We start from the raw sequence: 14529 nt of genomic DNA on the forward strand, positions 1-14529 counted from the left end.
GCCGTTCAGGCGTTGAGCGCGGTGTCGTTGATGGGCGCGCTGGCCGCGCCGGCCCAGGCGGCCGACCCGGCGGCGTGCTCCGCCGTGCGCTTCGCCGATGTCGGCTGGACCGACATCGCCGCCACCACCGGCCTCGCATCGAGCGTGCTGGCCGGCCTCGGCTACAAGCCGACCAAGACGATCGCCTCGGTGCCGATCACGTTCGCCGGCGTCAAGAGCGGGCAGATCGACGTGTTCCTCGGCTACTGGTCGCCCACCATGGACCCGATCGTCGCGCCGTTCGTGCAGGCGCATTCGTTCACGGTGCTGCCCACGCCGAACCTGACCGGGGCGAAATACACGCTGGCCGTGCCCGATTACGAATATGCGGCGGGGCTGCGCTCGTTCGCCGACATCGCCAAGTTCGCGGACAAGCTCCAGGGCCATATCTACGGCATCGAGCCGGGCAACGACGGCAACCGCCTGATCGAGAAGATGATCGGCAGCAACCAGTTCGGCCTGGGCAAGTTCAAGCTGGTGGAATCGAGCGAGGCCGGCATGCTGGTGCAGGTCAATCGCGCGGTGCGCGAGAAGCAGTGGGTGGTGTTCCTCGGTTGGGAACCGCATCCGATGAACGTGCAGATGAAGATCAACTATCTGAGCGGCGGCGACGACGTGTTCGGCCCGAACTTCGGCGAGGCGAAGGTGATGACGGTCGAGCCGACCAATTACGCCGCGCGCTGCCCGAACGTGGCGAAGTTCGTGTCGAACCTGCAATTCACGACCGACATCGAGAACCACGTGATGCTGCCGATCACCAACAAGGTTTCGCCCGACAAGGCCGCCACCGATTGGCTCAAGGCCAACCCCGGCGTGCTCGACAAATGGCTGGCCGGCGTGACCACGCTGGACGGCAAGCCGGGCCTGCCGGCCGTCAAGGCCTACCTCGCGGCGCACTGAACGCCACCGCGCAGTGGGCGGGGCCGCTACGCCGCGCAGGCGGGCGGCGCACGGCGCCCATTGCATCGACCTGACGCCGCCGTCGCGCGGCGCCTGAAAAACCGGCTGCCTCGGCGCGCAGCCATACCTCGCTTCACCCATCTTCAGCAAGCCGCGCCACGCCGCGCCACGCGGTGCGACGCATCAATCAGTTCGCAATACGAATCAATTCATAAAACCTACTCGACAGGGGTCCGTCATGAAACGATTGGCATGGGGTGTCACGTTCGGCATGTTGGCCGCGGCAAGCGGCAGCGCGTATGCACAAAGCAGCGTCACGCTGTTCGGCGTGCTCGACGAGGGCATCAACCTGACCAGCAACGCCAACGGCAGCAAGGCCTGGCAGACGTCCAGCGTGGATCTGGTGACGAGCCGCTGGGGTTTGAAGGGCTCGGAGGATCTCGGCGGCGGCGTGCACGCGATCTTCGATCTCGAGAGCGGCGTGATGCTCGACAACGGAAAGGCCTATTACGGCGGCCGCGAATTCGGCTATCAATCGTACGTGGGGCTGGAATCGGCCACGCTCGGCACCGTGACGCTCGGGCGCCAGTTCGACACCGTGACCGACACCATCGGCCTGATGACGGCGAACGGCAACTGGGGCGGCTTCCTGTTCTCGCACCCGGTGGATAACGACAACACCGATGCATCGTTCCATGCCAACAACTCGGTGAAATACCTGTCACCCGAATTCCACGGGCTGTCGGTCACCGGCCTGTACGGCTTCGGCAACCAGCCCGGCTTCGCCGGCAACCGGATCTACGCGGCCGGCATCAAGTATCACTATGCAACGCTGTCGCTGGCCGCGGTGTACGAGGACCTGTCGTCGCCCGGCACCACCGCGGGTGGCGCGATTGCTTCGGATGACTACGGGTTCGTGGCGGCCAACGAGAAGATTTACGGCGTGGCGGGCAGCTACGGCATCGGCCAGGCCGTGATCTCGACCACCTGGACGCACGTTGCGTTGCAACGTCCGACCTCGTCGATCTATGTGGATTCGCTCGGGCCGAACAACGACGGCCTGAACTTCGACAACTTCGAGGCCAACATCAAGTACAACCTCACGCCCGCGCTGTTCGTGGCCGGGATGTATACCTACACGATGGCGCATCTGAGCCAGGGCGGGGCGGCCGCGTCGCTGCACTGGAACCAGCTCGGCGCGATGGCGCAGTATTCGCTGTCGGCGCGCACCGCCTTGTATGCGCAGGCCGTGTATCAGAAGGTGAACGGCGGCCCGGCGGGCTTCGCGCTCGACAACGCCTATATCCCGGGCTCGGCCGGGGTGTCGTCGAACTCGCATCAGATCGTCGCGCGGGTGGGGCTGACGCATTCGTTCTGAGAAAGCGAGGGCGGCGCCCACGGACCCACGCCTCGGCGCCGCCCGCCGCCGATTCGCACCATCATTCGCATCGAGTACACCATTTACCCTCCGCGCCATAGTGGAAATTTCAAACATATTTGCCGATTCTCCGAATATAAAAACAAAAAGAGATTTAATGCATAGGCAGCAGTGAGATTTGAAATTGATATGGATTTACGCGAAATTGGGATCGGATAATCGTTTGCGCGGCGGGGTTGTGATCGAACTGCATCCGCGCAAGACCGAGGCATCGCGACAATTTTCTCGAATCGCCTAAAGTTTTCGCGCGCAGCCCCGTAATCCAAGGGTTCGGCTGCGTCGAGAGAGGCCGGCTGGGGTTCCATTACGCCACATTGCATTCCGATTACAACCGGTTGCGCATGCGCCGGGCCGCTGCAATGCAATACGGATTGCCGTCGATTTTTTTCTGATCGGGCTTCTCACTCCGGTCGAATTTAATTAGCATTGGGGCCGCGCGGGACGCTGAGTGCCGAATAAGTCGGTGCTGTTACGGGGGCGTTCGTTACCGGTGAATTGTGGGTCGTTTTTCACCCGGTTCCGTGGCTGGACTCCACCGCCCGACAATAAACGGATCTGCCGCGACGCCAGTTGCCTGCGCGTCGTCACGGGTCATCGGCACCAGCTTTGGAGTGCGTATGAATCAGTTCACCCGTCTCAACCTGATCGGATCGTCGGAGGCCATGGCGGCGCTGCGGCAGCAGATCGAGAAAATCGCGAGCGTCGACGTGCCGGTCACCGTGCTCGGCGAGACCGGGACGGGCAAGGAACTGGCCGTGCGCGCGATGCATTATCTCGGCGCGCGGCGGCACGGCCCGTTCGTGCCCGTCAATTGCGGGGCGCTGCCCGAGGCGCTGGTGGAGAGCGAACTGTTCGGCCACGAACGCGGTGCGTTCACCGATGCCAAGCTCGTCAGCGACGGCCTGATCGGCGAGGCCGAAGGCGGCACGCTGTTCCTCGACGAGGTGGACGCGCTCGGCCTGAAAGCCCAGGCGGCGCTGCTGCGCTTCCTGCAGGACGGCAGCTACCGCCGCGTCGGCGGCGCGAAAACACGCCAGGCCGACGTTCGCGTGATCGTCGCGACCAACGCCGATTTGCTCGAACGGGTGGACGCGCGCCAGTTCCGGCGCGACCTGCTGTACCGGCTCGACGTGGTCACCCTGCGCATTCCGCCGCTGCGCGAACGCACCGGCGACGCGCTCGAACTGGCCGAGGCGTTCCTGGCGCGGCTGCGCACGCGCTACGCCAAGCCGGCGCTGCATTTCCATCCGCAATCACAGGCCTATCTGCGCGCGCACACCTGGCCCGGCAACGTGCGCGAGCTCGAAAATGCCGTGCACCGCGCCGTGCTGATGAGCGAGGATGCCGGCGTGCGGCTCGGCGCGGCCAGCCAGGCCGGCGCCAGCGCCGATACCCTGGCCGCCGACGGCGATCCGCGCCCGTTTCGCACCGAGCGTGCGGCCGCGATCGCCAGCTTCGAGGTCGATTATCTGCGCCGGCTGCTGGCGCGCGCCAACGGCAATCTCTCGCATGCCGCGCGGTTGGCGGGGGAAGAGCGCAGTGCGTTCGGCAAGCTGGTGCGCAAGCACGGCCTGGAGCGGGAGCGCGCGAATCAGGCGGCCATGGGTGATTGAGGTAAGCTGGCGGCTTGACGATTCGACGGCGAGGTAGGGCGCATGAATGACGAGTTGGTCCGACACGTCGCCGGCCGCATTGCGCGTTATCTCGAGGCCTATCCCGCCGCGGCCGATACGATCGAGGGCGTGCACCGGTTCTGGATCGATGCGCACGACGCGCAGGAGTCGATCGACGTCACGCTCGCGGCGCTCGAATCCTTGCGCGCGCGCGGCGTGGTCGCCCGCGTGGCGATCGGCAACCGCACGCTGTGGCGCGTGCGGCGCGAAGGCGATCACCCGCCGGAAGGCGATGCCGGGCACTGAGCGCGCCCGTCCCCCTTCAACGCAAACGCCCCTTGAAGCGCGATTCCCGCTGCCAGCCCGCTTCACCCTGGCTGTCGACGAAACACGCCTTGATTTCCGCCATGCCGACATTGCAGAAATACACGATGGCGGTGGCATTGTGGCGGTCGCGGGTGATGTACCAGAGCGCATCGCCATGGGCGTAGCCCATGCTGGTTACGCGGTACACCAGCAGGTCGGCTTCGCCGCGCGAGGTGAGGGCGATACGCACGGTCGCTTCGCCCATGCTGGCAGCTTGATAGATTCGAGCCATCGAATCGGTTCCTGAATGTGAAACGGGCGTCAACCGCGCCCGCGTTGTGTGGTGTTGTCGAATCCGGCGCTCGCGTCGGCCCCCGAACCCCGGATCATCGCCTGCGTCATGCCCAAGAACAAGCCGTTTCCGCCGCCCACGCTGCGCTTGCGCGGCGATGCCCATCGCGTCGAGGTGATCGTGCCGAACGGCGCGACGCGCCCCGTGCTCGGCACGCGCGATCCCGGCGACACCGATCGCCGCGCGGCCACCATCGCCGCGGCAGGTGGCGCGGGCCGCTCGCCGCGCCAGGCGCCGCCGGCCTCGATCGAACTCGCGTTGCCGCGTCGCACGCAAACCATCCTGTCGCATCACCTGCCGCGCGCCGTGCAGGATCGTCTCAACGGCGGTGGCGGTGGGGAATCGGCACTGCCTGCCTCCCGCAAGGCCGATCCGGCGGGCACCGGCGCGCATCCGCTCGAGGTGCCGAACCTGTCCGGCGCGCGAGACGACAACACCTGAGCGACACACGAGCGGGGCGGGCAGCGGCTTCAGCCCCGCAACGGTATCGCCGCGTGCACCTCCGAATCGAGATCGTCGAGCAACCTGAGCGACAGCCGAGCCGTCAGGGTGCCGGCTTCAGCCCCGCAACGGTATCGCCGCGCGCACTTCCGAATCGAGATCGTCGAGCAGCGTGTGCAGCTCGTCGGCCACGCGCCCCGCGTCCGCGTGCGGCCCGACCCGGTAAAACCATTGATCGTCGTACGGCGCCGCGCCGCGAATGCCGGTGTCGCCGAACCCCATCCGTTCCAGCGTCCTGCGCGACGGCAGGTTGTACGCATAGACCTTCGCGTAACACACCGCCATGCCGGCATGCCGATGTGCGGCGGCCAGCAACATCGAAGCCGCGTGCGTGCCAAAGCCGTGCCCCTGGAAGTCGCGTCCGATCCAGTAATAGAGGCACCCCACGCCGCGCTGCAGCGACAACCCGACGAAGCCGATCAAGCCCCAATGACGATGCAGCACCGCGCAGGGGTTGTCGCCGAAGCGGTGCAGCCCGTCGAGCCAGTCGTGCCACGCCGCGCGGCTCTCGAAATGCGGCAGGCTGCATAGCTCGGCGATGTCGGGATCGTCGTACTGCCAGCCGAAATCGTCGCGATGATGATGGCCGAGCGGTTCGAGCCGCAGCACGTCGCCTGCGTGCGCGGGTTCGCTGGCCGGCAGCGTGCCGGCACGCCAGTCGCGCCATGCCACCAGCTCGCGGTGGCGGGCCGCATGGGCCAGCTGCGCGGGGCAGGCCAGTTGCAGCGCCACGCTCGCGTCGAACGCGGCGTCGGGTTCGCCCATCTGGTGATAGGCATCGCGGAGCCGGTCGAGCACGGCGGCGTCGTGACGTTGCACGCACAACAAGGCCTGGCCGACCTCGATCGCGAGCGGCCAGCAGCCCCAAGCGGCGGCCAGATCGAGCAGGTCGCGGCGCGCGGCCGGCGGGAACGCCTCGGGAGCACGTTGCCAGGCCTGGCGCAAGCCGATCAGCCAATCCAGCCGGCTCGCCGGGGCCAGCGCGTCGGCGTGATCGAGCACGCCGGGCAGGTGAGCCGCCAGTGCGTCGGCAGGCCAGTCCGCGTGCGTGAGATCGCCGAGCAGGCGCGCGAGCGGCGTGGCGTCGGCCGGCGATGCATCGTTCGCGGGCGACGCGGGCCGGGCGTCGGAGGCGGGGGCAAGTTGCATGGTGGAGGGGCCTTGCGTCCGGTGGCGGCGACGGGATCAGATCGACGTGATCTTGCGCGGCCCCTTCACGCGGAAGATCGGGCGGGCCGTGACCGGCGACGTCGATTGGCCGAACGCCGAAAAGGGCGACGGGGCGAACGTGAAACCACCCGTTTTCATGGTCGGAATGCCGCCCGACGGTGCGCTCGGAGGATTCAGCTTCGGTTTCTTGGTGGTCGGCGGCGCGGACAACTGATAGGTGGCCGGGCGCTTGCCGTTCCGCACCCCCGGGTTCGGCTCCTCCATGCTGCTCGATACGCGCACGTTGTTCTGGTCGATCGTAAACGTGCGATTCGGCGCGTGCAGCCGGGGCGGCGCATAGGTCGCGTGGGCGTTCAGCAGCCGTTGGCCATGCGCCGTCGGCGTCAGGCCGTCGGCCCGCAGCGGGATGTCGATACCGGTACGGGCCAGGTTGTTGCCGTACTCGTCGCCCACCCGCAGGTTGCCGGGGGAGTCGAACGTCATGCGCAGCACGTCGCGATAGGCGCGCACGCGGGCGTTCGGCGTCGCGCCCTGAAACGCCGTGAGCGTGTGCTGCAACGCCATGTCGCGGGTCGGCTGCACCTGCAGCCGCTGGCCGGCTTGCGCGTTGCCGTAGATGCGCCGGTTGGTGGCCGTGTTGTTCAACGGTTCGTTGCCGCGCTCGTTGATGATCGCGCGCGAGTAACCCTGCTGCCGGCCCACCGCCGCGGCCTGCTCGGCGATGCCGTGCATCACGTTCATGCGCGCCTGCAAGCGCCCCGGCGCCATCGGCCCGATGGCGGCATTCCAATGCTGATTCACGCGTGCCTGGCCGGTCTGGAAGGACAGCGTGCCTTCGTTGAGCAGGTTCTGCCCAGTACCCGAGGCGATCACATGGTTGATCGAGGCGTGGGTGGCCTGCCTGCCCGTGACGCGCGCCTGATCCTCCTGGATGGTGAGCGGCCGGTTGCCGGCCTGTGCCGCCGCCACGTAGGTGGCGTGACGCGTGCTGTACTGCGTGACCCGCGCGAGCACCTGCGGCGTGCCGTAATGATTCTGCAAGCGCTGCTGATCCAACGGGGCGATGTCGGCGGTCGGCCCGTAGCTGACCTGCCGATTCACCTGCGTGGGGTTCATCGTGTGGTCGACGTAGCGATAAGGCATGGCTTACCTCCTGGTTTCATGAAGCGGGGTGCGCCCGGCACCGCGCATGTGGGACGTTCATTTGCCGTGGTTGAAGCGCTTTTCCATATGGTGATCGTGCTCGCCCATGCAGATGTCGCAGGAGTTCGCCATGCTGTCGACGCTCTTGCTGCGCGGCCGGCCGCTGATCGCCGGCGACAGCGCGACATCCGGCGCCACGGCGGACCCACGGCGCTTCTGCGCGGCGCTGAAATCGCTCAACAGGTTGCCGCGCCCGCTCGTGGCGGGGCTCATCATTTCGATCAACGAATCGGGCGGCGCAATATCGCGCCGATGCACGGGCTGGATCGGCGACAGGGGCGACCCGTTCGCGGCGTTCGCGACGCTGCTCGCCACATGCGAGGCGCGCTTCGCGGCGCAGATGTTGAGGTCCGATTTGTCCGCGAACACGTCGGAGACGGCAACGCCTTCCAGTCGCCCGCTCCAGTGCGCGGCCAGGCCGTTGTCCCCGTAGTCCTTCTGCAGATCCAGCATGCGCTGCTCGACGGCGCGGGTGTGCGCCATGCCGTCCTGCGTACCTGAAAACCCGACGCCCAGATGGCCGCCGACGTTGGCCACCCCGATCTGCCCCACCTGGCTCATGTCCCTGGGATTTTTGTACTCGCGATTCACCTCGTCCTGCGCCTCTTCCGCCATGCTCGAGGCGAAGCGCATCGCGGTCACTTCCCGCATGCCGACCGGGCCAAGCGCATTCATTTTCGGCCGGCCCCCTCCGGAAAACTGCGCACTGCTTTCCGCGACGAGGTCGTGGCGCACCCCGATTTCCCGCTCGGCGCCTTGTCTGACGTGGACGCTGTCATGCGTGTGCGCCAGCTCCATCAAATGTTCCGTCGGCAGCCGCCGCAGGCTGTTGGCGCGCTGGCGTCTCTCCACGGGCGCACCGAGCGGATTGTCCCGCTTGGCGGGTTTATCCGGCACCTTCGCATCGAGCTTTCGGCCGCGCGAGGTGTAATCGGGCTTCTTCGGAAACATCGCAATCCTCCGGACATGACATGACGGGACAGGAGCCGGCTGCCTCGCCGGCGTGGTTCGAATCGACGACGCGCGTTACTGCGCCGCGCCCGGGTTCGGGGCCTCGATGCCCAGCATCTCGAAGATGTTCAACTGCCCGCCCAAGCGCAGGAACACCTCGCGATACAGCTCCGGCGTGGAGAGCCGGCCCCATTCGGTGGCCGTGCGCACCAGGTACGGCGCCGGGCTGTGCGGCTCGATGCGCATCAGGAACGCGGCGATCTCGGCCAGACGCGCGTAGGCATCGGCGCGATCGCGCAGCACGTCGGCCGCCAAGCCGGGGGCCGCGGCGAACGCGATGTCCGTGGCCGGCTCCGAGGCCGGATCGGTCGCGGCGTCCGGCTCCCCGCCGGCCTCGGACGCCGCCTGCGCCTGCGCAGCGGGCGCTGCGGTTGCCGGCGCGAAGCCGGGCGGCTCGATGCCGCGCTTGTGCAGCTCGCCGACGAACAACGCCCGCATCTGTTCGAGCAGGTCGGCCAGCTTGCCGAGGCTCGGCGCCTCGGCGCCGAACAGCGGATCGACGCTCGCGCCCAGCGACGCCAGCGCGGCCAGCGCGCGCGCCAGTTCCGCATGCGTGGCGGCCAGCGCGTCGCTCGGCGTATCGGCCAGCGCGGTTTGCAGTTGGTCCAGCGTCGCCCCTTCGGGTGCCGCGTCGAGGCGCCCGCGCGACACGCGCACCTGGGCGTGGTAGCGGGCACGCTCCCAGTCCGCCCAGCCATAGCTGCGCTCGGCGTGCTGGATCAGCGGCGCGAGGCGCAGCACGCCCAGATGCTTGTCGGCGATCGAACGCAGGATGTTGGCGCGATGCTCGTAGTCGCCGCCATGGGGGAACGGGTGGATCGGATCCCAGAAACGCGTGCACATCTCGCGCGTGAGCGTCAGGGCCGGCGCGATGCCGGCGATGCCGTGATGCTTGACCTGCGCCTCGAACAGCCATTGGAGCAGTTGCAGATCCTTGCTCTGGAGCGCCAGCATCTGGACGATCAGATGACTGACCTTGAGCCAGTCGGCGCGCTTCAGGTCGCGCTCCCAGGCGCCCATCGGCAGCGAGGGGTCGTCGTGCCGACGTTCCTGGGCGATCTGGCCGTAGCTGCGCGATTCGCGCGCGGGGCGTCCGCACGGCGCATGGGCGTCGATCGGCGCGAGCAACGCGTCCAGGCCGAGATGCAGGTGTTCCTTGAAATGCGTGTCGGCGGCGAGATAGAGGGCATCGTTCATGAGTCGGTTTCCATTCATTGAGGAGCGGTGGTCGGGAAGGCCGGCGGCAGCTTCAGCAGCGCGCCGGGCTTGGCCGTCGGGCTTGCCGACGAAGCCGAAGCAGGCGCCGAAGCAGGCGCCGCCGCGCCGGCCGCCGGGTTGGACATGCGAATCCCGATGTAGACGTGAGCGGTATCGCTCGCGGGGCTGCCCGGCTTGCTCGCATCGAGCACCGGCACGTCGAATTGCAGCAGCGAGCGAGCCGGGTCGCGCGGGTCGGAAGCCGGGTCGGCCACCGGGCGATGCCGCTCGATCAGGCGCAGCAGCGCCCAGTTGCCGGCCGCCGCGAACGAGGCGGTATTGCCGTCCACCTGAAGATCGGGCGCGCTGACCGCCAGCGACGGCCGCCAGAGCGACAGGCCGGCCCACGACAGGTCGAGCACCAGCGGCTCGCCGAACTGCCAGTCGAGGCTCGCGCCGCCGTTCGGGAACGTGATGCCCTTGGCGCCCGACATCAGGTTCATCTCGCCGATCTGGTTGCTGCCGTTCGCGCCCGCGTGCAGCGCGCGGAAATTGACGTTCAGGCTCAACGATGCCGAACCGTCGCCGGCGGCCACCAGGTTGCCCGCCAGGAAATCGTCCACCTGATCGAGTTGGGCGAGGAACGCGCGCACGTTTTTCCAGTAGGGGTCCTTGAGGCCCGCCACCTGCTTCTGCAGCGCGGCGCGCCGGCCTTCGTAGTCGACCAGGAAACCCTTGACGGCGGCCAAGCTCGCGTCGTCCGCATCGAGCGAGCCGAACGGATAGCGGCCGGCCAGATCGCGAGTGAAGCGGCTCGCCACCGGCAGCCACGCGTTCTGCGCCTGCGCGTAGCGCTCGCCCTTGCAGCGCATCTGCACGCTTTGCATCAACTGGCCGCGATGGCTCGAGAACAGGTCGTTGCCGAGCGTGGGCGCGTCGTAGCCGGCCAGTTGCTCGCCGCAGTTGCCGTTCTGCAGCGACGGCAACAGCTTCATGAACAGCGTGTCGAGCACGGCCGGCTGCGAGTTCGGGTCCTTGCCCTGCGTGTAGCGCGTCAGTTCGTTGGCGGTGTGGGTCCAGTAGGCCGCGTTCGAGGTGTTGGCGCCGGCGTTCGAGGCGCCCGGCTCGGCCTGCGCCAGATAGTTCAGCACCGGCTGCGCATAGCCCACCAGCACCTGCACGCGGCTGACCTGGCGCGACAGCGTGTCGGTGATCACGGCCGTGCTGCCGAGGTCGAAGAAGCTGGCGTCGGGATCGGACGAAGCCGGCTGGAACGCCGGCTGATAAAGCTGGCTCTGGTCGGCCAGTTGCGCGATGCGGCCGAGCTGGCTGTTGGCGAACTGATGCGCGCACTGCGTGATCTGGGTGGCGCTGCCGGCCATGCCGAGCGTGCGGAACTGCTTTTCCACGCCGAGCAGCAGCGGCGAGAGGTTGGCGAAATTGCCGCTGTCGGCGCTTTGCTGCGCGTCGGCCGTGGTGCCGTCGGGGTTGCCCGGCGCGAGGTTGGCGGCGGCCTGGGCCAGTTGCAGGCTGTTGTTCATCGCCAGTTCGAGCTGGTAGCGGGCCAGTTGGCGATACAGCGCATCGGGCTGCGCGCCCTTGAGCATCGGCTGGGCGATGAATGTCTGATAGTCGGCCGGATACTGGTTCGCATCCTTGAGCAGGCCCTGGCTCCAGTTCGCCATGTCGTTGTTGGCGCAGGCGAACGGCGCGACCGGGTCGATCGCCATGTAGCCGAGGCTGCCGAGCGCGTCGAGCCCCGTCAGCTCGTTCTGCATCGCGGGGTTCAGCGCGGCGGCGCCGTTGGTGGTGACGAACAGCGGGCCGTAGCCGGGCAGCGACATCGCGTTCAGCGTCTGCATCGCGAGCGGATACTGGCCGGCGGCATCGAACTGAGCGGTGGCTTGCGCGAGCACGCTGGCCGGGTAGCCGTCGTCGTCGATCAGCGGGCGCAGGCTGGCGGCCAGTTGCGCCTGCGCCGCGAGGATCGGGTTGCGCGTGGCGCTGGAGCCGAGCCAGTCGGTGCGAATCCAGTTCAGCCAGTGCGTGAACTGTTTGACGTGCGCGAGGATCGGCAGCGTGCGCGCCTGCAACTGCCCCAGCAGCGTCACGCCCGATTGCAGTTCGGCCTGGGTCAGGTCGCGCGTCTGCGCGGCCAGCGCGACGATATGGTCGCTGACGTTCTGCTTCAGTTGCGGCGGCGTGCCGTAGCTGCCGGGGAAATCGGCCGCGTTCAGGCTCGCGAGCACGGCCGGCAGCAGGCCGGGCCGGGTGCGCAGATACGGCGAGAGCGGTGCGCCGTAGGCGTACTCCACCAGTTCGAGAAAGCCGGGCAGCGGCGTGCGCTCCTTGGCATACGGCGATTTGCCGAGCAGGCGCTGGAAGCGGCTCGCATTGCGTTCGTAGCGGTCGGCCTGCTGCACGAAGCCGCGCAGTTGCGCGGCGGCTCCGCTGTAGTCGAGCCGCGCGTCGATGCCGCGATTGGCGTCGGCACCGAGCGCGTAGGCCTGCGTCGACATCCGGCACGCCAGGCCGGGCAGGATCACGCTGCGGAACGCGTCGTCGGCCACCCGCCGCGCGCTCTGGCTCGACAGGCGCGAATCGATCAGCGACATCGGCAGCAGCCAGCTATGCGCATCGGCATCGATGCGCGCGACGTCGTCGATCAACTGATAGACGGGCGCCTGCGCCACGCAGCCCGCCGCGGGCGCCGCGGCTTGCAGCGTCTGCAGGCGGCGCAGCGCGTCGGTCACGCGGCCGATCTGGTCGTCGAGCTGCCAGGCGCGCACCACGAACGCCAGCAACAGCAGCGAGAAGCCCGCCACGCAGCCCCATTGCACGCGGCGGATCAACTGGTTGCGCGACCACACGCCGGCCCGGGTGGGCCGCGCCAGATGGCGCTCCGCGAGCGCCTTGTCGAGCAAGGGGCCGTGCACGAACGCCACGTCGCGCCGCGTGTCGTCGAGCGGGGCCACGCGCTCGCCGTCGGCCGCGATCGCGCCGGTGAAATACACGCCGCGCAGGAAGAAGCCGGTCTGCCACGCCGACACCTGGAACACCACCGACAGCCACTGCTGGAACGGCGTGCTCAACTGCGCGAACCGGCTCGGATACAGGAACAGCGCGTCGGCGTCGTGCGCGGCGATTCGCTCGCAGTGCGCGGCGGCCTCCACCTGCAAGGCGCGCAACTGGCTGTCGATCTCGGCGAAGATCGGCTCGGCCCATTGCGTGGGCGGCGTCTCGAAGGCCTGGCTCGGCGCGGACCAGCCCACCATCTCGTCGCGCCGCTGCGGCGTTTGCGAGCGCCAGAACGCGGCGAAGCCGTCGAGCGCATCGCAGGCGGTCACGATCACGTACACCGGCAGCGCGAATTCGAGCCGCTCCTCCAGCGTGCGCAACTGCTGACGCGTGTTCTGCGCCACCGCCAGCGTGCGCGCGGGGCCGCCCCCAAGCAGCGTGGCGGCGGACACGGTCAACACGATGCCGTCGAGCGCGCGCTCGGGGCGCAACGCGTCGAGCTGGTCGAGCGTCTTGCGCCAGCGGCGCGCGGCCGGTTCGTCGGCCGCGTTGCCGTCGAGCGCGGCGCGCGCGGCCGCTTCGGGCAGGCTGCCGTCCGGGTCGAGCACCAGCCCGCGGTCGAGCGAATACCAGGTGGCGCCGTCCACCGCGAGCGTGCGCTGATGCTCGCTGAGCGCTTGCGTGTGCGCCGGGCCGATCGATTCGAGCAGGCTGGTCTTGCCCGCGCCGGCCTGGCCCAGCATCAGCAGCCAGGGCGTGCCGTAGCGCCACTCGCGGCGGGTGTGCAGGTAATCGATGGCGAGCGAGGCGCGCGCGATCCAGCCCGGCTTGCGCGTGGCGGCGGCCGGCTCGCAGCCGCACAGCGCGGGCACGGCCGGCGCCTTCAGCAGCGGCTTGAGCTTGACCCACAGCGTGGCGGCCAGCTTCGCCGCCACGGCGAGCACGGCCAGCGCCGCCGCGCCGGTCAGCACGAGCTGCAGCGCGTGCGGGTCGAGCGTCCAGCCGGTCTGCGCCTTGAGCCAGGCGGTGAGAGGTTGCAATACGTTCACGGAAGCGCTCCGGCCTCGGCCACGCGGGCCATCGGGTGATCAGGAATTCAGGAATCGTTCGAACGGGTGCATCAGCACGAGCCACGTCACCACGCCGAGCACCAGGAAGGCGGCCAGCCCGTACAGCCCGAGGTTGCGCCACGGCGACACCGGCGCGAGCCGTTCGTCGCGGTTGCCGGTGAGCGGGTAGGCATAGGCCTGGGCGAACGCGGGGCCGTCGTCGTCGGGGCTCGCGCCGGCGGCGCTGACCCGCTGGAACAGGCGCTCGCGAATCCGGTCGAGGTGCGGCTGCGCCTGACGCGCGCGGTAGCGGCCGCGAAAGCCGAGTTCCATCGCCAGCAGGAACACCGCCGCCAGATCGACGTGGCGCGGCGTGGGCAGGCTCGCCTCGACCAGCGCCTCGGCCATCGCAAAGAAGCGCGAGCCGGCGTTGCCGGTGCCGAACATCGACTGTTCGAGCAGCACGTCGAGCCAGGCGTCGTGGCCGGCCCAATCGAGTTCGAAGATCAGGATCTCGTCGGCCAGCGCGGTCATCAGATAGAGCGCCTGCTGTTCGAGCCGGCTGTCTTCGGTGCCGGGTGTTTCGGTGCAGCGGCGGGCCTGCTGTTGCAGCAGCGCGCGCAGCCGGGCGGCGGCGCGCGCCGCGAACTCGGCGCCGGTGGTGGGCAGCGCGCCGCCGTCGCCGGCCAGATGGGCGGCCATGCGACCCTCGGCCTGGGCGCGCCTGAGCGC

Annotated in this window: 12 protein-coding genes; 5 read left to right on the top strand and 7 right to left on the bottom strand. The window is 68.6% G+C overall.

Annotated elements, in window-relative coordinates; genetic code table 11:
- Positions 1-30: 30 nt before the first annotated feature.
- The 4 genes from ACYP33_RS16560 to ACYP33_RS16575 all read left to right on the top strand — a co-directional run bounded on the left by ACYP33_RS16560 (position 31) and on the right by ACYP33_RS16575 (position 4296).
- Entirely contained in the window at positions 31-939 is a 909-nt protein-coding gene (locus tag ACYP33_RS16560) for a choline ABC transporter substrate-binding protein (RefSeq protein ID WP_414445585.1), read from the top strand.
- A 238-nt stretch (positions 940-1177) separates the two neighbouring features.
- On the top strand, positions 1178-2317 hold the full coding sequence (locus ACYP33_RS16565; RefSeq protein WP_459622859.1) for a porin: 1140 nt from the start codon (positions 1178-1180) through the stop codon (positions 2315-2317).
- 677 nt (positions 2318-2994) lie between these two features.
- The gene (locus ACYP33_RS16570; RefSeq protein WP_459622860.1) at positions 2995-3990 is read left to right on the top strand and encodes a sigma 54-interacting transcriptional regulator; all 996 of its coding nucleotides are present in this window, start codon (positions 2995-2997) and stop codon (positions 3988-3990) included.
- Positions 3991-4032: 42 nt separating this feature from the next.
- Entirely contained in the window at positions 4033-4296 is a 264-nt protein-coding gene (locus ACYP33_RS16575) for a hypothetical protein (RefSeq protein WP_414449383.1), read from the top strand.
- Positions 4297-4312: 16 nt separating this feature from the next.
- Here ACYP33_RS16575 and ACYP33_RS16580 read toward each other — a convergent pair whose 3' ends face one another.
- A complete protein-coding gene (locus tag ACYP33_RS16580) occupies positions 4313-4588 on the bottom strand; it encodes a DUF6150 family protein (RefSeq protein ID WP_459622861.1) in 276 nt (91 codons plus the stop codon).
- Between the two features lie 108 nt (positions 4589-4696).
- On the opposite strand from ACYP33_RS16580, the gene ACYP33_RS16585 reads away from it, so the two are divergent.
- A complete protein-coding gene (locus tag ACYP33_RS16585; protein WP_459622862.1) occupies positions 4697-5089 on the top strand; it encodes a hypothetical protein in 393 nt (130 codons plus the stop codon).
- 117 nt (positions 5090-5206) lie between these two features.
- Here the strand turns inward: ACYP33_RS16585 and ACYP33_RS16590 are convergent, their stop codons facing one another.
- The 6 genes from ACYP33_RS16590 to ACYP33_RS16615 all read right to left on the bottom strand — a co-directional run.
- Positions 5207-6298, bottom strand: a complete 1092-nt coding sequence (locus ACYP33_RS16590; RefSeq protein ID WP_459622863.1) for a GNAT family N-acetyltransferase — start codon at positions 6296-6298, stop codon at positions 5207-5209.
- Positions 6299-6334: 36 nt separating this feature from the next.
- Positions 6335-7462 carry a hypothetical protein gene (locus tag ACYP33_RS16595; protein WP_459622864.1) on the bottom strand — a complete coding sequence of 376 codons (1128 nt, stop codon included), beginning with the start codon at positions 7460-7462 and terminating at the stop codon, positions 6335-6337.
- 57 nt (positions 7463-7519) lie between these two features.
- Positions 7520-8473 (bottom strand): hypothetical protein, encoded by a 954-nt coding sequence (locus ACYP33_RS16600; protein WP_459622865.1) that lies wholly within the window; start codon positions 8471-8473, stop codon positions 7520-7522.
- A gap of 75 nt (positions 8474-8548) precedes the next feature.
- Positions 8549-9730: a type VI secretion system protein TssA gene (tssA, locus tag ACYP33_RS16605; RefSeq protein WP_459622866.1), complete on the bottom strand. Its 1182-nt coding sequence runs from the start codon at positions 9728-9730 to the stop codon at positions 8549-8551.
- A 14-nt stretch (positions 9731-9744) separates the two neighbouring features.
- A complete protein-coding gene (locus ACYP33_RS16610; protein WP_459622867.1) occupies positions 9745-13797 on the bottom strand; it encodes a type VI secretion protein IcmF/TssM N-terminal domain-containing protein in 4053 nt (1350 codons plus the stop codon).
- A gap of 39 nt (positions 13798-13836) precedes the next feature.
- The coding region (locus ACYP33_RS16615; protein ID WP_459622868.1) for a DotU family type IV/VI secretion system protein at positions 13837-14529 on the bottom strand (693 nt) is incomplete at its 5' end.

The organism is Burkholderia sp. 3C, assembly GCF_054589155.1.